Here is a 21,281-nt window from a genome sequence, read left to right as displayed (position 1 = left end):
CCGAGGTGATCCAGTGGAAGACGCGGGTGTTCATTCCGGTGGACGGCATTGACGTGCTGGCGCGGGTGCTTGCCGAGCATCCAGTTGGCGCAAGCGCCGCGGATGCCGCCGCATGAGTGCGCAGCGCAGCATCGCAGACCTCTCGGCCGATCTAGCGACCCGCGCCGAGAGTTTCTGCCGCCAGTATTTTCCCGAGGGGCGCAAGCAGGGCAACTACTGGCAAGTTGGCGACACCTCGGGCGCAAAGGGTCAGAGTCTTGCAATCCGGCTACAGGGGGAAGGCGGGCGCAAAGCCGGGTCCTGGCAGGATTTCGCGACGGGCGAATATGGCGACTTGATCGACCTGCTGCAGGAACGGCTTGGGTCGGTCACACTCAAAGAGACGCTGAGAGAAGCCCGGTCTTTTCTGGGCGAGGCCCCCTGCCCTGCCGTATCTCGTGAAACCCAAAGGGCTGAGCGCCCCGATGCTGCCTCCAGCAAACGCATTGCGCGGGCGCGCAAGCTCTTTGCCGCTGGCAAGCCGATCCTCGGCACATTGGCCGCCAGCTATCTGCAGGGGCGCGGCATCTCGCGCTTCGGTCCTGCCCTGCGCTATCACCCGCGGGTCTTTCTGGGCCACGGCGAGGACGACCCCGATCTGCCACAAAAGGCCCCTGCCCTGCTCGCAAAGATCACCGACAATCGGGGCCAGATCACCGGATGCGCGCGCTTTTATCTTGACCTGTCCACCGGCGGCCTGGCCGCGATCGAGAACCCGAAACGGATCCTGGGGCAACTGCATGGCCATGCCATCCGCTTCTGGTCCGGCAAGGCGCGCTCCGATCTCATCATCGGCGAAGGTCTCGAGAACACCCTCTCAGTCGGCACGGCTCTCCCGGAGTTTGACCTCGCCTCTTGTCTCACTGCCACCCACCTCGGCCTCTTCATCCCACCGCCGGAGATCAAGCGTATCTGGATCGCGCGAGACAATGACGAAGCTGGACGGAACGCATCAATGAGATTGCGTAACCAACCGGAATCGCTTGGAATTGCTTGTGGTGATCTCGTGCCGAGCATGGGCGATTTCAACGACGATCTGCGGGCTTTTGGCAAGGATGCGCTGCGCCGGTCCCTGCTCAAGGCCATGAAGGCGCAAGGTCTGGAGATCGAGGACGGGTGAGCGCCAGCCTCTTCTCGTGATGATTGAGGGGGCAAAGGTTCCGCAGGCTCGATCTGATCCCGTTTGGATAAGGGGAGCGATGGACCGGCGGGTCGGGGCTGAGTGCCCCTCGCCCGGGCAGCAATGCGCCCCGCACCAGAAAATTCCCCTGCCCCGCCGCGTGGCCGCGTCGGCCCATTCCTCGCGGGAACAATTTTCCGGCCCGGGTCACATTCTCCGCTGCGCTCCGATCCTGGCGGATGCGGCCCGGTCGCCGCCGGTCCTGATATCGCCCCATCCAAATCGGGTCAGATCAAACAGAGGAACCAGACAATGCCCCATCAGACAGACATCCAAGAGGAAACCGGCGTGACCTCCGCCATCCTCGACCACCTCGCACTTCATGGCGCAACACCTGGGCCCGGCGAGACCGATCATCGCCCCCTGCCCCAACCTAATGAGGTTGAGCTCGCCATGGCGACCCTCTTTGACACCACCATTGGCCTCCTCACGGGCAGCCAGTTGGAAGACACTCTCGAAGAGATGCTCTGGTCGCTCACCTCGATCTTCCATCGCCGGCTGACCCATATCCAGAAGCTTCTCGACGACAATGAATTCGAGGTCCGGGAGAGTCTGGCCATCCAGGACGGCTCCGAGGTCGCCTCGGTCGAGCTCGAGCGCCTCCAGATGATTGGGCTCAAGCTCTGGGACCACCGCGACTCTTTCGAGCAGATGCGCGATCTGGCCGTGGACCACTTCTCGGCCGCCACGGGTTCGCCCTGGCTGCCCCGCACCGGATCCAAGGTCTCGCATCGCGGCCTCACTTCCGCCGTGGTGGACAGCCGGGCCTATCTCTCGGCCAAGCGCCGCAAGGAGACCGAGGTGCACTGCCCCGAAGGTACGCGGATCGCCTTTTCGGGCGGGGACTATCAGGCCTACGACCTGATCTGGTCCGTCCTCGATGCCACCCTTGCGAAATACCCCGACATGGTGCTGCTTCACGGCGGCACGCCCAAAGGCGCCGAGATGATCGCCGCCCGCTGGGCAGATACGCGGGGTGTCACCCAAGTGGTCTTCAAACCTGATTGGAAGAGCCACGGTAAGGCCGCCCCCTTCAAACGCAATGACAAGATGCTCGAGACCATGCCGCAGGGTCTGATCGCCACCCCCGGCTCGGGTATCACAGAGAACATCGTCGACAAGGCCCGGAAGCTCGGGATCCGCATCAAGAGGATCGGGGTCTAAGGCCCCGGTTCACGCGCCGCGTAGGAGTTCCTGAACCACAGAGGGCTTCTTGGCGATCAGTGCCAACAGAACCTGTGCCGGGCCTGTCGGCTGCCGACGCCCGTGTTCCCAGTTCAGCAGCGTGCCTTTCGCGACGCCAATGCTTTTGGCGAACTCTGCCTGGGACAGGCCAGTCCGTAGCCGAACTTCGGCGACATCGACCTCGGCAACAGAAACTTCATGCACTTTGGCGCCTGCCAAGTCACCGGTCGAGAAGGCCAGAGCCTCTTCCAGGCCTTTGGATACGGATTCGAATGCACTCATGTTGCGTCTCCATATTTCGCGACAAGCGCCTTGCTCATCTCTACCGCCGAAGCCTGTTCGGTCTTCGACAGGTTGGCTTTCTCATTCTTGGCGAAGACCGTGATCAGAAAGATCGGCATATGGGTCCCGCCAAAGACATACACCGTTCTGAAGCCGCCGCTCTTGCCGCTCCCCTCTCTCGGGATGCGGACTTTGCGTAACCCGCCACCAAGAGAAATGCCCGCTTCCGGATTGGCGGCAATGAAGTTGATCGCCGCCTCACGTTCCTGGTCCGACATGATTGCCTTGGCGCGCCTTTGGAATTCGGGCAGTTCGACCACTGTCTGCAATCGCGTCATTATCAGTTCCATATAGGTTTCGGCGGCATATGTGTCAATGACGTATAGCATGCACACCTGAAGGGCAAGTCGGCGACGGTTGCCGGACCAATCGGTATGCGCGGTCAGATGCGCGCGGCTACCCTGGCCATGTGTCCCTTTGCTCAGAATGACAGATCCGACCGACCGGTATGTCGTTTCATAATAATGGAGGGTTGCGGTGTCACTTAACGGCTCGGCCCTTCGTTTTTTCGCCTCGAGCGCATCGAGTGTTCGTCCGCATCGTGGACGCTGCAGCGATGACCTTGATTGCGGCAGGCCATCCCGGGCGCGCTACTCTGAAGTCTGGCCCATGTCTTTTCTCAGGTTCTTTTTTGAGATGGACCAGAACCTCTGTCGCATCTCCTTCAGCTGTTCCCCTGCTTCCTTCGCGGCCACCGCGCTTCTCCCTTTGTCTGAGTTGCATGACATGCTGGTCGCAGCTGTCGTCCCACCCACAAAGGTTGTCACCGATCTTTTTCCCCTGTCCCTGCGGGCCATTCCTCGCGAGGCAAAAAGACCGGCGCCTGCCCCTCTCCGCTCACGCTTCACCTTCGGTGTGGCCGGGCCTTGGCCAGCTGCAAGGTGACCATCATTGCAACGCAAACAAGGAGAAGAGCAATGACCACGAACTGCATCAAATTCACCAGCGCCGACATCGAAACCGTCAAGGGCATCGGCTCCATCTCGACCCTGACTTTTGATCTCGACATCACGGTCGAACCCGTCGTGAGCACGAACCCGATGGCCCCCACGCACCGCGTCCTCGGCCGCTCCCCGCGCGGCAAGCTGGTTGAGTGCGGCGGCATCTGGAAGAAACAGAACAAGGAGACCGGCGCCGACTACTACACGCTGACCATCCGCGACCACGGCTTCAACGCCAACCTCGGCAAGGCCGCGAACCAGGACGATCTGTCCCTGCAGGCCGTCATCCCCTGGGGTCCCAAAGACGCCGCGTGAGTGAAGGGTTGGCAGGGGGTCACCTCTGCCAACCCGTTTACAGCTGTAAACTCCAGGGCAAGCGCGGTCCGCGCATGTAGTCTCTTCCTGCTTCAATAGACACTATATAGAGGAAAAATCTTGACTTAGCGCCGTGAATCACGGCTCTTATCCCCAAGTGGCGCGAAAAAGGCCACATTTTCGATTTTGGGGCAACTAGATGATTCCTGTGACACCGCTGGCAAACGAGAAGCCTTCAGCGCTCGCGACAGATATTTCCGAGCGGTTGAACGCTGCCATCCGGGAACACCTCCTCTCTGCTTTTGCCCCAGATAGCACCAAGACGCTACGGTCTTTTTCTGCGCCTGAGGCGGCAGAACTTCTTGGGGTCTCCGGTCAGTTCATGCGCAAGGTGCACTCAGAGGGAACGATCCCAGAGCCCGAGGATGTTCGTGGAGGGCGGCGCTATTACACGGCGCAAGAGATATGGGATGCACGCGAGATCCTAGAGAAGTCATCACGCAAGAAAGGACGGTATCTGCCGCGTCGGTCTGGTGATGAGAAACTGCAAATATGGCAGTTGATGAACTTCAAGGGCGGCTCGAGTAAGAGCACCACGAGTATCCATCTTGCGCATTATTTCGCGCTACGCGGCTATCGAGTGTTGGTCGTTGACCTTGATCCTCAAGGATCACTCACGTCCATGTGCGGCATCAGCCCGGAAATCGAGTTTGATGGGCTGACTGTCTATGACGCGATCCGCTACGACGATCCGGTCAGCATGGCCGATGTCGTTGTTCCCACTTACTTCCCGGGGCTTTCTATTGCGCCGTCGCGACTCATGCTGTCTGAGTTCGAGACTGAATCTGCAGTTCATTCGAACCCCGACCAGCCGTTCTTTACGCGGATCCGAAATGCATTGTCCCAAGTTGAGGATGATTTCGACCTTGTCTTGATGGATAGTCCGCCCCAGTTGGGCTTCTTGACAATCGCTGGAATGGCCGCGGCGAGCTCTCTGATTGTACCTCTAACGCCTTCGATGTTGGACGTTTCGTCGACCGCTCAGTTTCTCGAACTCGCCGGTGCCTACATGGGGGTAATCGAGGATGCAGGCGCGACGCTGCAGTATGATCACTTCAAGTTCCTGATCACTCGGGATGAGCCGACGGATGTTCCCTCACAGCAGCTGACCTCGTTTATGCGTGCGCTTTTCCAAGACCGCGTCATGTCTGCGACCGCTCTCAAGAGCACTGCGATCAGTGACGCAACCATGCTCAAGCAGTCCATCTATGAGGTTGTGCGCTCGGAAATGACCCGCGCGACCTACGATCGCGCGAAAGGCTCGATGGATGCTGTGGGACAGGAAGTGGAAGTCATGATCCACCAATCATGGGGGCGTAAATAATGGCTAGGAAATCCCTTCGAGACATGTCGGGCATCGCGAACACCATCGCGCGTTCCAGCAGCACTTCGGCCGAGAGGGTCCCCAAGACGAGCGCGCCTGCGTTAGGGGCTCTTCAGGGGTCACTTGCGTCTATCCGCGAGATCGATCCTGGTCTGATCGACGATTGGGGCCCCAAGGATCGGCTTGATGAGTTTACAGCTGTAAACGTCGAGGATGACGATGAGGGTTTTGAGGCGCTCAAGAACAGCATCCGCGAAGGCGGTCAACAGGTGCCAATCCTCGTTCGGCGCTCCAAAGCTGCCGAGGGGCGCTTCGAAGCGATCTATGGTCGCCGCAGATTGAAAGCTTGCCGGGAGCTCGGCATTAAAGTCCGTGCCAACGTTCAGGATGTCGATGACGCCACGGCCTTGTTGGCCAAAGGGTTGGAAAATGCGGCGCGTCGCAACCTCTCGTTCTATGAAAAGGCACGCTTTGCTGAAGCTATCCAAGCCGCGGGTCACGAAAGCGCGACGGTGCGCCAAGTTTTGAATCTTTCTGCATCAGGCCATTCGCACCTGACGAAGGTGACGCAGAATGTCCCGTCCAGAGTCGGAGACCTGATTGGATCGGCACCCAAGTCCGGCCGGCCGAGGTGGACGGACTTGGCCGAGCTGTTCCTCGAACGAAAGCTCACCGAGAAGATCGCGCTCAATCTGCTGGCCAAAACCAGCACCTCATCGACGTCTGATGAGCGGTTGGAAGCGCTGATCAAGGAAGCAAGCAAGCGCGGAACGAAAGTATCCAGCGGTCCTCGTGAGATTACGCCGATGGACGGCGTTGTCATCAAAGCAGGCCGAGGGAGCGTGTCTCTTTCGGTGAAGAAGTCTGGCACAAGTGCCGAGTTCGCAAGCTGGCTTGAGAGCAATCTCGAGGAAATCATCAAGAGATCCTACACCGAATTTACAGATGTAAACTCGGAGGATGACAAGTGAGGAAGAGCAGAAAGGAGGAAAGGTAAACAAAGAAAACCCCCGAAACCGAAGCTTCGAGGGCTGCTGCGCAGAGCGCAATTCTTAGATTAGACACCTAGAATCTAGCAGCCAGCGAATCGCCATACAAGAGAAAACGCTTCTGAGCGAACGGGATTTCTTTGTCTGCTGACAAAGTATGGAAAAATTCAGTAGTGCTCCGTCTGGAGCGACTGAGGCAGGCATGCCTCAGCACGAGAGTGATATGTCCATCGCATGGCAGCCCTCCGGTTGGCGCAAAGCCTCAGCAGGTCTCGCTGCCGCAGAGCAGCTTGCCCAAGCCGGTGAACAGGTAGCTGTACCCAAAACACGGGCCTTCGTGGCCGTAAAGCGGGTCGGTGCATACATTGGCCTCAAGGCCGGAGACATGATGCTCCTCGACACACTCGGGGCTTTTACGCAGGCCCAGGACTGGGAGGAGGGGCAGCGCCCGATCGTCTGGGCGTCAAACGCCTATCTGATGGAGCAGACCGGGTTCTCGCTCTCCGCGCTCAAGCGCCATGCACGGCGCCTGGCAGAGATCGGCGTGATCTCCTTCCAGGACAGCCCCAACGGCAAGCGGTGGGGTCGCAGGGACGCCGAGGGGCGCATTGTCGAGGCTTACGGCTTCGATCTGTCGCCGCTGTCGGCGCGTGTCGAAGAGTTCGAGGAACTGCATGCCGATTTGCAGGCCGAGCGCGAACTCTGTCAGCGCCTGAAGCGCCAGATCACGGTGGCACGCCGTATGATCCGCGCTCGGATCGAAGCCGCCGTCAGCAGCGCGCTGCGAGGGCCCTGGACGCAGTTCACGGGCCTCTTTGATGAGCTTCTGGACCGGCTTCCTCGCCGCCATGAAGCTTCAGAACAGCTCGTGCGGCTGCTAACCTGGTTCAAGGAGCTTCAGGAGCGTGTCGAGGCAGCCTATCTCAAGGCAACTCAGGTCGTTGAGCCTGTGGAAAACACGCCTGAAACCATGGGACAAGTTTCTGAGAAGACTCAAAAAATGAACCCCAGGGAGGTCATTTCTGACCCTCATATACTAACTACAAACCAACTTAATCCTGTAACCTGTAATTCCTCAGAAACTGAGGAAGTCGCGACCGTGGTGCCGAATGCTCAACCCGAAGACCAGGTTGATAGGGAGCTGGAAGAATGGGTGGCCGAAGTGCGCAAGAAGCGTGCGGCGCTGGATCTGCCTACTGTCATGCAAGCCTGTCCTGAATTCGCGTCCTGGGCCCGCAATATGGGCGGGTTCCTGAAGGATTGGGGCGATTTGCACCGGGTTGCTGGTCAACTCAGGCCGATGATCGGGGTGTCCGAGCATGCTTGGAACGTAGCGCAAGACCGGCTGGGCAAACAGGTGGCGACAGCGGCGCTGGCGCTTGTCTTTGAGAAGCATTGCGCGGGCGAAGTGTCCTCACCGGGTGGCTATCTGCGTGGCATGGTCGAAAAGGCCGGGGCAGGGGAGCTGCATCTCGAGCGCAGCTTCTATGGCAGGCTCAGCGGGCTGGCGGCATGATGGGGCAGGGGGTCAGAGACCGGCGGCCTTGGTCAGGTTCACGCGGAACCGGTCCCGGCGGCGCTGGTAGCGGCGGGTCATTTCGGCGGAGGCGTGACCGAGCTGTTTCTGGACGTAGCGTTCGTCGACTTCTGCGGAAGTGGCGAGGCCAGCACGCAGCGAGTGCCCAGAGAACAGCGCGAGACGGTCTTTCTCGGGTAGGTCGGACCGGATGCCGGCATCCAGGACCGTGCGCTTGATCAGCCGGGCCACATGTTTGTTGTTCAGTCTGTTCTCCAAGGCCTTCTTGCCATCACGGGAAGTGCCAACAAAGACTGGGCCGAAGTCGATCTTCGCGAAGTGCAGCCATTGCTCGAGTGCATGTACAGGGCAGGTCTGATCCTTGGATCCGCGCCCGATCTCGACCTCGCGCCAGCCAGTCTTGGCATTGAGGGTCAGGAGGGCGCCCTGATCGAAGATCTCGATCCAGCCGCCGGAATCCGGTGTGTCGTCCTTGTGCACATCAATACTGACGATTTCCGAGCGGCGCAGACCCCCGGCGTAGCCGAGCAAGAGGATGGCCCGGTCCCGCAGCCCGCGCAGATCGAAAGGAAGAGTGGCCACCATCGCGAGGATGTCCTCGGCCAGGATGGCTTCCTTCTGGACCGGTGGGCGCGCGTGCTTTCGCTTGATCCCGGCCAGCACCGTGGCGATGTGCCGGTTCTTGCGATCGAGGGTGAACCCCCGCTGCGCGTAGTTCCAGGCGAGGCCTGACAGGCGGCGGTCTATCGTGCGGACTGACAAGGCAGGGGAGGGGCCCGATCCGGACGCCAGGTCGGCAAGATAGAGCCCGATCATCTCTGGAGAGGGCGGCAGCGGTTCCGTACCCTTCATCCGGCACCAGCGCGCGAAATGCGCCCAGTCCTTTGCATAAGCTGTCAGCGTGTTATCCGATGCAGCGGCGCGCGCATAGTCTCGGGCCGTGTCGACCAGGCGGTCAAGCGTGCCGGAGCCAGCGACATGGGACGGCAAAGTAATGCCATCGCTTTCCTCTTGATCTCTGTCGTCGATGCGAGCATCATCCAGCTCATCAGAGGGCGTTGACGTCGATTTCTCGGTCTCTGAGGCCATTTTCCTGATAATCCAGCGATGAAATTGAACTTTTCCCTAGCATATCTTTTTATGTCCGATAAGGCAAACTTATTGGACATAAGTGAAAGACGCAAGGTGGGGCGGTTAGATTGCTATTTTCTGGCAGAAAGCGCCGCGCAAGTGTAGGCTTCAGGCATGACTTTTGCCCGGCCGGACCCCATCAGCGACCTCGACACGTTACCCCGGATGCCCGCCTGGGTCACATCTGCACGCGCTGAAACCATTGAAGATGTTGCGTTTTTGTCGGGCGCTGCGTTGAACCACCTGCATGTTGTGCTAGGACGCGCGGAGGTGACGCAAGCCTTGTTGAGGGCGCGGTTGGCGTTGCGCGCTGCGGGGGCTTGTATCGCGTTCTCTGGGCGGCCGGAGCGGGCAGGGGAGCTGCGCGACGCGGTGCACCTGCTGCGACCCGGCGATCTGCCCGGACCGGCGGGCGAAACCTGCCTGGCCTGGCGGCGCGCGGTGGAGCGGCCGATGTCGATCAAAGCTCTGGGCCGGGCGTTGCCGACCCTCGAGCCGGGCCCGATCGCAACCTGGCTCGACGCGGGGAAAGGCGGGCCGGTGACCCGTGCCGCAATGGTGTTGGAGGCTGTGCTGCGCGAGGCGCCGCGCGCAGACGTAGCAGGGCTGATCCTCGCGGATGCGGCCCTCGCGCAGGCGCTTGGTTGGGACCGTCTCGTGCCGCTGCTGGCCCCGGGCCTGAAGCGCGCCGACCTGCGCAAGCAAGGCGATGACCTTTGCTTGGCCTGTCATCGGGCGCTCATCTTTGCGGCGGTCGAGGCAGTGCGCCTTGCCGCCGATCTCGCGCGTCGGGCGGCGCATCTGAACGCCGTCGCGCCGAAGCTTCGGGCCAAGGGCGCTGGCGAGGCCGTCGAGATGTTCCTGACCCGCGACGCTGTCGCACCGTCGACTTTGCCTTTGCCGGATCGCGCCGCGCGGCGGCTCTGCGACCGGCTGGTCGATCTTGGCGCGGTCCGCGAGCTGACCGGGCGCGACACGTTCCGGCTCTACGGGGTGTAGGGATGGCGAAGGATCGTTCCGACCTCGATCTTGACCGCGAACTCGCCGACCTGCCGCCGGAGCTGCGCTGGCGCGAATGGATGCGGCGGATCGAGGCGGTGCTCTTTGCCTCTGCCTCGCCGGTCCCGCGCGAGGATCTGGCCCGAGTGGTGGGGCAGGGGGCCACGGTCGATCTGCTGGTCGAGGATCTGGCCGCCGATCTGGAGGGGCGGGCGTTCGAGATCGCCCCAGTCGCCGGCGGCTGGATGTTTCGGACGCGAGCCGCCTATGCGCCCGCGATCCGCGCGGCTGCGGATGTCGGGGATCAGTTGCTGGACCTGAGCGAATTCGACATCGCGGTCCTGGCGGCCGTCGCCTATCACCAGCCGATCACCCGCGATGGCCTCAAAGACATCTTCGGCAAGGAAATCAGCCGCGAGCTGATCGGGCGGCTGCATGCGCGTGGCCTGATCGGGACCGGGCCAAGGTCGCCTCGGCGCGGGGCGCCCTATACATTCGTGACGACCGAGCAGTTACTTGTCGCGTTCGGGTTGGATAGCCTCCGCGATCTTCCCGATCGGGAGCAGCTGGTGGATGCCGGGGTTGTGGGCGAAGCACCACAAGTCGATTTCGGATAGCGAGTTGCCGATCTTGTTGGGCGCTAAGGATCTGAGAGAGCACTGTTTTACCTCACCATGGTTTCGAATCTTGCCGATCTACGTTGCCGATGCTTGGCGCAAACTCGGTCGTTCTGGTTATCGTTTCATCTGCAGCGCAACGATTCATGTGGGACACCAGAAATATTCACAATTTCAAGGTGATAATCGTTTCGTGCTTTTGACGAAGTTGGCTTTTGCTTCCTGACGCCTGAATCGTTGCAAAATCCGCGCAACGAAAACTTGCGCCTGGGAAAAGTGTAGGTGTATCAATATCCTAATCGTTTCACGCTTGCAGGATATCGTTTCATGGCCCTGTCGGATCAAGACATTCTCGACTTTGTCGGTGAGAACCCGGGTGCTGGACGCGATGCCATCCGGAAGGGCATTGCAAGGGATGTGAGCGAAACCACCGTATGGCGTCTCTTGAAGCGCATGGTGGATGAGGGGCGCCTCGAAGTATCCGGCAAGGGCAGGGCGACAGGATACAGAATTGCCGGGGGCGCGGTCGTCCGGGCGCATTTGTCGACGCCATATAACCGGCGAGCGCCGGTATCCTATCGACCGGAGTTTCTCGACGCCTACGTCCCAGAAAAGACCTGGTACCTGTCTGCACCAGACCGCGAAAGACTGTTGGAGGCCGGCCGTCCGCAGGGCGGCGCAATTCCTGCCGGAACATACGCGCGCCGGATCCTTGAACAGCTTCTGGTTGATCTTAGCTGGGCATCATCCAGGATGGAGGGCAACACCTACGATATTCTGCAGACCGAGCGACTGATCAGGTTTGGCGAAGAAGCTGCGGGAAAGGATCGAAAAGAAGCCTTGATGATCCTCAACCATAAGGAAGCCATCCAGTATGTCGTCGACAATCTCGATGAGATAGGGCTTCGGCGTCCCGATCTGTTCGCGATTCATGCGCTGCTCTCAGACGGACTCCTGGCGGATCCGGCAATGTCGGGCCGATTGCGAGCGATGCCGGTCGGGATCTCGCACTCGAGCTATCGACCGCTCGACGATGCGGTCACGATCGCAGAGGAGTTCGACATCCTGCTCCACAAGGCTGCGCAGATCACCGATCCGTTCGAGCAGTCCTTTTTCCTCTTGGTGCACATTCCGTACCTCCAGGCCTTTGCCGACGTTAACAAGCGAACTTCGCGCGTGGCCTCGAACATCCCACTTCTAAAGTCGGATCTTGCGCCGATGTCGTTCACGACTATGGACGACAGCGACTATATCGATGGGCTCATCGGGGTTTATGAATTGAACAATGTCGCGCTGCTGCGTGAGGTCTACATGGACGCGTACTTGGCGTCTGCGGAGAAATACCGAATTCTTCGCGCTGAGGTGGAGAGCCCGGAAAAGGCTGCGCTTGCATATCGGGAATTCGTTCGCGCTGCGGTCCGGCGTTGCGTTCTCGAATTCAAGGAGTTCCGAAACGATGCGGTTGATGAGATGGCTTTGGCTGCTGGCGTGCCCGACGCTGATCGAGCGGATGTTGTCGCTTACGTTCGTGAGCAGATCGCTGGGCTCCATGAAGGCAACGTAATCCGCTATCGGCTGAAACCAGACGACCTGAAAGGAGTGAACCTGCGCTAGATCGTTGATCGAACCGGACCGAAGAACGTCTACGCATCAAAAGCGCATTCAATCATTGCGATAGTCGTTGCAATGATGGGCATCCAAAATAGTGTGGTTCGGAGAGGGTTCCGATAATGTCTTCAATAATCAAGTTTTTCCGAATTACATTCTTTCTCGTCCTGTATTTTTTCTTATGCATGGTCGTGGTGACCACAATGCTTCAGGCTTGGCCGATTGGCGGCCAGATGTTGTTTGCATTTAGTGTTCCCGTCATTCTGGTCTGGTGGCAAGAAAAACGGAGATCGCGGAAAGTCGCCGCAAAGGCGCAAGCTGAGGGGAGTTCTGAAAACCTACCCCCCCGACCTGAGCAGGTGCCGCGCCCAAGTGCCTACGACAAGCGTATCGAGCGTGAGCGCGAACGAACTCGCGAAGCCAACGCGTCCAAAGAGCCGGCTGCCGTTCAGGCTTATTCCCCACCAAAGCAGGACTACGCTGAAATCGTTCGGGCTGGAAAGTCTGCGGCGCCGGCACTTGCAGCGGCCGCAGAACGAAACCAGGCCTCGCGAGTGGCATCGAGCGCATCGGCCCGATCATCGAAAAGCGGGTGGGTCCCGTCTAATGAAACAGCTAGCGTCGCCGGCCGCAACATCGGCGGGATGGTCTATGTCGGCACGCCTCCCTTGCTGAACACCTACGGGTATCGTGACAAGTGCCGAGCGTATATCGATCCATCCCTGTCCGTCGCGCGCTCTGGAGCCGACAAAGCTGGTGAAGGTATGCCCTACTGGCCAGGGTACTCGGATATCTCACCTCAGTGCCGGGCAACGTACCTCGACTGGCTGGCCAGCGGGCGCAACGACGCCTCTTACAACCCTGGCTACATGTTCCTGTACTTCTACGGTTTGGAGCGTCGCTGCTTTGTGGATCAATCGGACGAAGAAATCGCCGAAATCGTCGACGAGGTTCGGCGGCTGCAGTCACTTTACTCTGACAACCACTCGGTCAAGCGCTATCTGGGCGAGTTTCTTGACTTTGTAATGCTCTTCGAAACTGACATTAGTGCCATCGAGCCTATCTTTGAGCGGCAAGGTTGGGACTTGCCGCTGACCTTGAAATACGCAATCGGAGCTCGGATCGACAAAGGCGAGAACTTGACAGCTGACTGGTTGCTGAGTTGGTTCATCTGCCATCCGGAAACAAATCTGAGAACTCCCGCGACGCGGTGCCGTGACGAGTTCGTCGCTCTCTTCCGCATGCGATTTGATCAACGATTTCCGGACGGACTTAAAGTTACCAAGCCTAGGAAGAAGCTCACGGCGTCCTATCGGGCCGCCTCCAGCGAGTTTCAGGGGTCTGCCAACCCAACCGTGGACGGCAAGCCGGTCCCGGATATTTCCGGCCTGCGCAAACCGGTAGAGATTGCCCAGGAGTTGGCTGACGAGGTGATGAACGATCTCGACAAGCTCAGTCGCTTCTTGGGCCGAAATCCTGATGGTCGCGGAAGCGTTGAAGCGCATGCCTTGCTGCCTTCTGAACTGTGGGATGCCTTCCCATCAGAGGAAATGGACCGCTTGAAATCCTGGGCAAGCGATATCGTCGATCGAGGGGGATTGGTGCCGCTTAAGGAGGTGATCAGACGTCTGGAGGGAGAAACGAACGAGAAAATCGGGAAACGGCAGATGACAGGAGCGGCCGACGCGCTCGCGCGCCTCGGTTTCGGTCTGGCGCCCGACCCTCGGTTTGCTCTCCGGTCGCCCAAGGCGGAGGAGCCCGTTGTGCTTTTTAGTCTGGGTGAACCCATCGAAAGACTGGAGGAAGTTTCCGACAGCTATCGAAGCGCCTTGATCGAACTGGCACTTGGGTCGTTCGTCGCCCATGCGGATGGTCGCATCGCGGAGCCTGAACGCAGGGCGTTGGAAGATCAGGTTTCTGCCGCGACCCTCAGCGATCAGGAACGCCGCAGGCTGCGTGCAAACCTTGAATGGTTCCTTGCGGTGCCACCGGACATGGCGCTTCTTCGACGGAAACTGAAGGAGGTGGGCCAAGACAACCAGGCCGCCATGCGGGCAGCGCTGGTTGGTGCAGCACATGCCGATGGCATTATTCACTCCGACGAAGTCGCAAGCATCGAAAAAATCTACAAGGCTTTGGGCCTCGATTCTGCGCTTGCCTACTCGGATCTGCATGCTGGCGAAGTCGGGGATGGTCCTCGCACTGTTCGTGCCTCGCAACCGGGTCGCCCGGGCGAAGCGATACCCGATCTTGAAAAAGCCAGCGGACCCAAACTCGACGCGTCTCGGATCGCAGCAATCCGTTCGGACACTGAGCGCGTGTCGTCCGTCCTCGGTCAGATTTTCGATGTCGAAGAGGAAGAGAGTGGTGCGTCTGGGCCCGCCAGCCAAAGTCAGCTGGCGGGGCTTGACCCGAAACACGGCGCCCTTGTCCTCGAACTGGTTTCTCGGGAGCATTGGTCTGACACGGAGTTCGAGACGATCTGCGCGTCGCATGGCTTGATGGCGTCCGGGGCACTGGAAGTTGTGAATGAATGGGCTTTTGAGACCTACGATGAAGCGCTTCTCGACGAGTATGATGGATATGACGTGTCCCCGGAGATTGCGGAGGCGGTAAAAGAAAAGATGAGTGCGGAGGGCAGGGATGTCTAAGTTGAAACCACGTGAACGCGATGCAATCGTACAGGCGCTTCGGGCCGGGGTCGTGCCCAAGCTAGGTTTGCGCCATATTCAGGTCGGCCGCGTCCGGGAGATTGAAGAGCTCGTTAAGGACATGGACCGGATATCCGATGGCGGATCGGCAATCAGGTTCATTATCGGAGAATACGGATCGGGCAAGACGTTCTTCATGAACCTGATCCGCCTCGTCGCCTTGGAGAAAGGCCTGGTCGTGATGTTCGCGGATCTGGCGCCAGATCGCCGCATTCACGCGACCGGCGGACAAGCTCGGGGGCTGTATGCTGAGATGGCCCGAAACCTCTCGACGCGGACAAAGCCCGATGGCGGGGCATTGGCCAGCGTGGTGGAACGGTTTGTCAGCCAGGCTCACCGAGATGCTGAAGAACGGGATTTGCCCACGGGGACCGTCATTCGTGAACGCCTTGGCCACTTTGAAGAACTTACCGGAGGGTTTGAGTTCGCCGAAGTCATCCGTCGATATTGGGAAGGCCATGAGACCGGCGACGACGAGCTGAAATCCGCAGCCCTGAGATGGCTGCGCGGCGAGTTCGCGACACGCACCGACGCGCGCAAAGCACTTGGTGTGCGAACGATCATCGACGACGCCAGTGTCTATGACCATCTGAAGCTGATGTCGGCATTCGTGTGCGAGGCCGGGTATAAAGGATTGCTGGTCGGCCTCGACGAGATGGTGAACCTCTACAAGCTCACCTCGTCGCAGGCCCGCAATGCAAACTACGAACAGATCCTCCGGATCCTGAACGATGTGCTGCAGGGTAGCGCCGAGAACCTCGGATTCCTTATGGGTGGAACCCCGGAGTTTCTGATGAACACCCGTCGAGGGCTCTATAGCTACGAAGCCCTTCAATCGCGTTTGGCCGAGAACACCTTCGCGCGGGACGGATTGGTCGACCTTTCAGGACCGGTTGTCCGGCTGGCCAGCCTGACCCCTGAAGATCTCTTCGTTCTTCTGGCCAATGTGCGCCGGATCATGCAGGACGATGCCGGTGCTCTGCCGGACGACGCGCTCGAGGCCTTCATGGCGCATTGTTCGGACCGGATCGGTGAAGCATACTTCCGCACCCCGCGCAATACGGTGACGGCATTCGTGAACCTGCTTTCCGTGCTTGAGCAAAACCCCGGTGTCGAGTGGAGCGATCTGATCGAAAAGATCGAGGTCTCCGAAGACCTCGGCGAAGACATGAACGAAGTAGACGAGTCGACTGGTGCCCAAGACCCCGGTGACGATGATCTGATCAGCTTCAAGCTCTGACGCCGATGAGCAGTGCGTTCGACAAACTGGCGAGGCCTGTGCAGAAATGGATACGCCAGAAAGGTTGGCGCGAACTTCGCGACATCCAGGCGCGATCCATCCGGACGATCTGCGAAACCAATGCCGATTTAATCGTTGCAGCTTCTACGGCGGGCGGAAAGACCGAGGCGGCGTTCCTGCCGTTGATTTCACAGGTGCTTGACGAGCCGTCGGGCGGCACCGGTTTCGACCTGCTCTACATCGGTCCGCTGAAAGCTCTGATCACGGACCAGGCCATGCGGCTGGAGGGCATCTGCCAGGAAGCAGAGCTTCCGGTTGTTCCCTGGCACGGGGATGTCTCGCAATCGATCAAGACGCGCGCGTTGAAATCTCCAAAAGGGATCCTGCTGATAACCCCAGAGTCTCTTGAGGCGCTTTTCATTCGTCGCGGTTTGGAAATTGCCCGCCTGTTTGGGGCCACGCAGGCGGTCGTGATCGACGAGTTGCACACGGTTCTTGATAGCGAACGCGGGGTCCAGCTTCGTTCACTGCTCACACGGCTCGAGCTCGCGATAAAGCGCCCAATCCGTCGAATAGGTCTGTCAGCTACCCTGGGCGACATGGACCTCGCCAAGGCCTATCTGCGCCCTGACGCAGCAAGCTCTGTCCAGCTAATCGAAGCAGATGGCGGCGAGGCTGAATTGAGGCTTCAGCTTCGGGGCTACCTCTCAGGCGATGAAGATGAAGACAGTCCATCCGCAACGGACGCCATAGCAGCCCATCTCTTCAAACACCTTCGAGGTAGCGACAACTTGGTCTTCGCCGGAGCGCGCCAACGGGTCGAGATTTACGCAGATCGGTTGCGGGAGCTTTGCGAACGGGAGCACCTGCCGCAGGAATTCTATCCTCACCACGCGAGCCTCTCCCGAGAACACCGTGACTTCGTTGAGCGGCGCTTGAAGGACCCTGCGAAACCGACGACCGCCGTTTGCACGTCGACGCTCGAGCTGGGAATCGACATCGGCGACGTGACCTGCGTGGCTCAAATCGGTGCGCCATTCAGCGTCGCGGCGTTGCGACAACGGCTTGGCCGATCAGGCCGCCGTGAAGGACAGCCGGCCATTCTCAGGCAGTACGCTGTCGAAGCCAAGTTGACGCCGGAGAGCAGTTTCGTGGATCGTCTTCGCCTCGGCCTGATCAGGTCCATCGCGATGATAGACCTGCTGCTGGAAGGCTGGTGCGAACCTCCAAAACCCCAAGCACTTCATCTCTCGACGCTCGTTCATCAGATACTGTCAGTCATAGCGCAGCGCGGCGGTGCGTCTGCAAGCGTGGTCTACAACGTACTCTGCCGCGAAGGCCCCTTTCGGAAGGTTGCAACCGAAGTCTTCGCAGATGTGTTGCGTGCAATCGGCCACCCAGAAACCGGCTTGATCGAACAGGCCGGCAGCGGGCTGCTACTTTTAGGACCCGCGGGCGAAAAGCTGGTCGAGCATTACAGCTTCTATGCGGTGTTCCAGACGCCTGAGGAGTTCCGGTTGGTCGCAGAGGGGCGGGATCTTGGAACCTTGCCAATCGACAATGTTCTTGCTCCTGGGATGCTGCTGATTTTTTCTGGGCGGCGTTGGGTAGTTCAAGAAATCCATGATCGTGAAAAGGTCATCGTCGTCAAACCCGCAAAGGCTGGTGTGCCGCCCGTCTTCGGCGGCGATGCTGGGGACATTCATGACAAAGTGATCGACCGAATGTTCGCCGTGCTCGAGGGGGATTCCAGCCCGGCTTACATGGATACAGTCTCTTTGATGATGCTCGAGGAAGCGCGTGCTCACTATGAACAGCTGGGGTTTAGGGCCAAAAACATACACACCATTGGCGAGCATACATCAGTCATTGCGACGCGGGTCGGTACGGTGAAGACTTCAACCCTCGCGCTAGCACTGAGAAGTGAGGGGTTTTCGGTCGAACTGCATGACGGGTTTCTGATGGTGGAGGCCGGGGACGAAACCCCCGATCTTCAAGCGGTACTAGCGCACATTCGATCTGGCGAACCTGTCGATCTGTTCGCTGGAGCTGGGAATTTAATGTCGGAGAAGTTTCATCCATACCTGTCGCAGCCCCTCTTGGAGTTGGATGCAATTTCTTCCAAGCTTGCGCCCGATACTCTTACCGCGATGGTCGGTAGAATCGTCCCAGCATAATATGTGCGGCAATCCTCGTTGACTGTTTTCATCGTTCCTAGGGCTAGTGATTGCTTTGTCTGCGCCAAGAAAGGACGGCATCTTCCGTTCCCGCAACTGGTGCCGCGTTACTCCAACGATCCCAGAAATTGACTGTCGCGCTATTGGGCTTGAAGCGCGGCTCGGACACCACAACTCGCGTCGGAAGCAAGCTCGCATCGCCGACCACCAATGCCTCACCGATGTCGAGGACCGGTAGAAGATCACCAAACCCGCCGAGGCTGTCAGGCAGCAACCGTTTGATCACGGATTGATCGTCGCCGTTGGTCAGCCGCATCGCAATGACATTGTTGCACTGGCTCAGAACGGTGCGGTTCACTTCGGATGGTCTTTGGCTGATAACCACTAGTCCAACACCGTATTTCCTGCCTTCTTTGGCGATCCTCTCGAAAATCCCGACCGAGATCTCATCGGCTGACTCTGACGATGCACGCTCCGGGATATACAGATGTGCCTCATCGCAGAACAATGCGATGGGATGACGGTTGTCTGGTGGCGTCCACTGGCTGACTGTGAATATCAGCCGAGCAATCAAGCTGACCATGAGCGGCAGGATGTCGGACGGTACTTCCGAGAAATTGATGATCTTGATCCCACCCTTGCCATCAGCTTGCGATCCGCGCCCGCCTATCAGGAAATGCGTTACCTCCGACAGCCAGGCCATATCCATACAGGCCGCTGGCGGCTGAAATATGAACCCAAGCCTGCGATCATTCCGTTTGGCTTCAAATCGCGCGATTAAGCGGCTGAGCTTGTCGAAGTATGGTCCTTGCTTTTCCTTGTTGTTAGCACCCGGAACCATTTGTTCGTTCAAGTCAGATAGTTGCTTGTGGACACCGTCGATATCGAAAGGCACGGGGCTATCGATAGTGAAATTTGCAAGAATGTCGGCGTGTTTTCCCGGATCAAGCATTGCACGCTTCGCATCGGTGATACAGCGCGTCATGAGCATGGCTTGGTTCGGAGCGTTCTGATCGGACCGATCGACAAACAAAGCGACCAATGCCTCATAGCCGAGAAGCCAGAACGGTAGATGCAGAACACCGTCGGCCAGTCGGCGATCGTGGCCAATGTCCCCCGGCCCAGCGATGCGTAGATGCCGAAACTCGTCGCTATCGAGGGTCTGGTACTCACCATGGATATCGAACAAGATTACGTTGGCTTGTGGAAGACCGGCAATCTGGTCTAGGAGCCGCGCAGTTGTGTACGATTTGCCGCTGCCAGTGCTACCGACCACGATGGCATGACGTTGGAACAGACGGTTGCCGTTCAAGAAGGCCCGCGCGTCCTCGTCCAATGCATAGCGACCAAGATCAAGCTGCGGGCCGTCGCCGGAAACCTGCGAAATGACCTGCATGAAGTCTGTCAAGCGCTGACCTTCCAAGGAAAAGCAATCCGCATCGATTTCGGGCACAGTCTCTAGGGTGCGCTTAAAGACGTTCTCTTTCAGTCCCTCTTTGTCTACGAGTGTTCCAATCAGAGCGACCCGAACAAGGTTGTTTTCGGGGAGCGCGGCTTCCGGATCCTCCTCAGCCCCATCTATTGCAGTTTCGTCACCTGCCTTGCGTGTGATGCGCGAAACTATCCCGATTAAGTGCTGCCCAGCTTTCGAGCTTCTGATCGCGGTCAACCGATTGACCTGAATCCGTTTAAGGCGTTCAAGTTCATCGACTCGCACCGTCACAGTGGCAGTATCGACGGCGATAATTCTGCCGAGACTTTCATCATCGTTGAAATCAAGTATGCCCAACTCTTCCTCCTAAAACCCAATCAATTCGTTCAATGCAGGCAACTCCCAATATTTGCCTCCGGTAACAACAATACCGTCTGGGTTGTCACGGTTGTAAACCATTGTCCCGTCATCGTGGTTCTCGAGCGCAAGGTAGTGACGCCCGGCGTTGTTCTTGAGAAAATCCTTGGCTTCGGGCGTTAAAGTGCGCGCTACGACAAGGATGGGAACGTCATGCACATGACAACGCGTCATCAGCTTCGGATGGATATGGCCGTCGCGGAACCCGTATCCTATGCAAATGAACGCGGTCGCGGCACTCAACACACGATCAGCGCCCTGTATCGCGCTCCGAAAGGGCTCGTCGTGCGTCCGCTGATATTTGCTTACACCTGGCGTGACAATCAGCGGCACCAAACCATCGGGCAACTCGCTCGTCATCGGCAGCGACATCACACCCCCATGCGGGTCTGAAAACCAATCAAGAGACCCGTGGACTTTCCAGACTGTGACCGTCCGCGCCAAATTGGCCCCTTGTTTGAAAATCAGATTCTCTGCCCCATCGGCCCGTCGCAGATAGCCCGGAAGGAATCCTGTGTGGTGGATATAGCCGCCTGAATCGGCTGCATACTCTGCAACGCGGTCGTAGTTTGTTGTTACGACATGGATATTGCGGTTTGTACTTCGGAATAACCCTGTGAATAGGGTGCGGAGCGGAAAAATGGTCTCGGTCTTTATAGCTGATTTGAGCAGGCTATAATCGCCCTGAGCGATGAAGTCCCAGGTACTTCGGACAATCTTGACAACCAAGGAGTCGGGTAGAGGCTTGTTTTCTAGTGCTGCTTCTAAATGATCTCCAGCGGCCAAGGCTGTTCTAACAAGTGTCCAGGCATCGACTTCCGGTCCATCGTCGGCCTGTACATTATCGCGGAGCCAAACGGCCAAATCCCCCATGCCACGAATGCCATGCGGTATCGAGGCCCCGCTGCCCAAGACTATCACTGGGCTATGCTGTGCACAGTTTTGGCACTGCTTTGCGAGTTCTTCTAGTTCCAAAGCTATTTTGCCTCACTTCTTGTACTTTGGCTTAGTTTGTCTGTGCCCGAAAACGATTTGGT

Annotated in this window: 17 protein-coding genes; 12 read left to right on the top strand and 5 right to left on the bottom strand. The window is 58.7% G+C overall.

From position 1 onward, the window contains the following. The first annotated feature begins 112 nt into the window (after positions 1-112). Entirely contained in the window at positions 113-1,159 is a 1,047-nt protein-coding gene (locus IEV87_RS22485) for a DUF7146 domain-containing protein (protein ID WP_188479859.1), read from the top strand. Between the two features lie 312 nt (positions 1,160-1,471). Further along, positions 1,472-2,383, top strand: coding sequence for a DUF2493 domain-containing protein (locus tag IEV87_RS22480; RefSeq protein ID WP_188479858.1), 912 nt, complete (start codon positions 1,472-1,474; stop codon positions 2,381-2,383). A gap of 9 nt (positions 2,384-2,392) precedes the next feature. Here IEV87_RS22480 and IEV87_RS22475 read toward each other — a convergent pair whose 3' ends face one another. Both IEV87_RS22475 and IEV87_RS22470 read right to left on the bottom strand, forming a co-directional pair. Then, a complete protein-coding gene (locus IEV87_RS22475) occupies positions 2,393-2,686 on the bottom strand; it encodes a helix-turn-helix domain-containing protein (RefSeq protein WP_188479857.1) in 294 nt (97 codons plus the stop codon). Then, a complete protein-coding gene (locus IEV87_RS22470) occupies positions 2,683-3,075 on the bottom strand; it encodes a type II toxin-antitoxin system RelE/ParE family toxin (RefSeq protein WP_229737801.1) in 393 nt (130 codons plus the stop codon). The genes IEV87_RS22475 and IEV87_RS22470 overlap by 4 nt, the downstream gene beginning before the upstream one ends. A 588-nt stretch (positions 3,076-3,663) precedes the next feature. On the opposite strand from IEV87_RS22470, the gene IEV87_RS22465 reads away from it, so the two are divergent. From IEV87_RS22465 to repC, 4 genes are all read left to right on the top strand, one after another. Beyond that, positions 3,664-4,002: a DUF736 family protein gene (locus IEV87_RS22465; protein WP_188479856.1), complete on the top strand. Its 339-nt coding sequence runs from the start codon at positions 3,664-3,666 to the stop codon at positions 4,000-4,002. 199 nt (positions 4,003-4,201) lie between these two features. Beyond that, complete coding sequence (gene repA, locus IEV87_RS22460) at positions 4,202-5,386, top strand: plasmid partitioning protein RepA (RefSeq protein ID WP_188479855.1); 1,185 nt, start codon at positions 4,202-4,204, stop codon at positions 5,384-5,386. 23 nt (positions 5,387-5,409) lie between these two features. After that, complete coding sequence (repB, locus tag IEV87_RS22455) at positions 5,410-6,357, top strand: plasmid partitioning protein RepB (RefSeq protein WP_229737800.1); 948 nt, start codon at positions 5,410-5,412, stop codon at positions 6,355-6,357. A 241-nt stretch (positions 6,358-6,598) separates the two neighbouring features. Next, positions 6,599-7,891 carry a plasmid replication protein RepC gene (repC, locus tag IEV87_RS22450; RefSeq protein ID WP_188479853.1) on the top strand — a complete coding sequence of 431 codons (1,293 nt, stop codon included), beginning with the start codon at positions 6,599-6,601 and terminating at the stop codon, positions 7,889-7,891. Positions 7,892-7,903: 12 nt separating this feature from the next. Here the strand turns inward: repC and IEV87_RS22445 are convergent, their stop codons facing one another. Further along, complete coding sequence (locus IEV87_RS22445) at positions 7,904-9,001, bottom strand: tyrosine-type recombinase/integrase (protein ID WP_188479852.1); 1,098 nt, start codon at positions 8,999-9,001, stop codon at positions 7,904-7,906. A gap of 156 nt (positions 9,002-9,157) precedes the next feature. On the opposite strand from IEV87_RS22445, the gene IEV87_RS22440 reads away from it, so the two are divergent. From IEV87_RS22440 to IEV87_RS22415, 6 genes are all read left to right on the top strand, one after another. Next, positions 9,158-10,042 carry a DUF1403 family protein gene (locus IEV87_RS22440; protein ID WP_188479851.1) on the top strand — a complete coding sequence of 295 codons (885 nt, stop codon included), beginning with the start codon at positions 9,158-9,160 and terminating at the stop codon, positions 10,040-10,042. Between the two features lie 2 nt (positions 10,043-10,044). Continuing rightward, complete coding sequence (scpB, locus tag IEV87_RS22435; RefSeq protein WP_188479850.1) at positions 10,045-10,659, top strand: SMC-Scp complex subunit ScpB; 615 nt, start codon at positions 10,045-10,047, stop codon at positions 10,657-10,659. Between the two features lie 327 nt (positions 10,660-10,986). Continuing rightward, the gene (locus IEV87_RS22430; protein ID WP_050523638.1) at positions 10,987-12,273 is read left to right on the top strand and encodes a Fic family protein; all 1,287 of its coding nucleotides are present in this window, start codon (positions 10,987-10,989) and stop codon (positions 12,271-12,273) included. A gap of 116 nt (positions 12,274-12,389) precedes the next feature. Continuing rightward, on the top strand, positions 12,390-14,918 hold the full coding sequence (locus tag IEV87_RS22425; protein WP_188479849.1) for a tellurite resistance TerB family protein: 2,529 nt from the start codon (positions 12,390-12,392) through the stop codon (positions 14,916-14,918). Beyond that, complete coding sequence (locus tag IEV87_RS22420; protein ID WP_084353833.1) at positions 14,911-16,218, top strand: ATP-binding protein; 1,308 nt, start codon at positions 14,911-14,913, stop codon at positions 16,216-16,218. The genes IEV87_RS22425 and IEV87_RS22420 overlap by 8 nt, the downstream gene beginning before the upstream one ends. A 5-nt stretch (positions 16,219-16,223) precedes the next feature. Further along, positions 16,224-18,395, top strand: a complete 2,172-nt coding sequence (locus IEV87_RS22415) for a DEAD/DEAH box helicase (protein WP_188479848.1) — start codon at positions 16,224-16,226, stop codon at positions 18,393-18,395. A gap of 43 nt (positions 18,396-18,438) precedes the next feature. On the opposite strand, the gene IEV87_RS22410 is transcribed toward IEV87_RS22415, so the two are convergent. Together IEV87_RS22410 and IEV87_RS22405 are read right to left on the bottom strand one after the other, a co-directional pair. Beyond that, the gene (locus IEV87_RS22410) at positions 18,439-20,184 is read right to left on the bottom strand and encodes an ATP-binding protein (protein ID WP_188479847.1); all 1,746 of its coding nucleotides are present in this window, start codon (positions 20,182-20,184) and stop codon (positions 18,439-18,441) included. 9 nt (positions 20,185-20,193) lie between these two features. After that, the gene (locus tag IEV87_RS22405) at positions 20,194-21,219 is read right to left on the bottom strand and encodes an SIR2 family protein (protein ID WP_188479846.1); all 1,026 of its coding nucleotides are present in this window, start codon (positions 21,217-21,219) and stop codon (positions 20,194-20,196) included. Between the last annotated feature and the right edge of the window lie 62 nt (positions 21,220-21,281).

The sequence above is a fragment of the Primorskyibacter flagellatus genome, assembly GCF_014638275.1.
GTDB lineage: Bacteria > Pseudomonadota > Alphaproteobacteria > Rhodobacterales > Rhodobacteraceae > Pseudooceanicola > Pseudooceanicola flagellatus_A.
The sequence above is the reverse complement of the archived record's forward strand: the minus strand, read 5'-3'. Positions and strand labels throughout refer to the sequence as shown.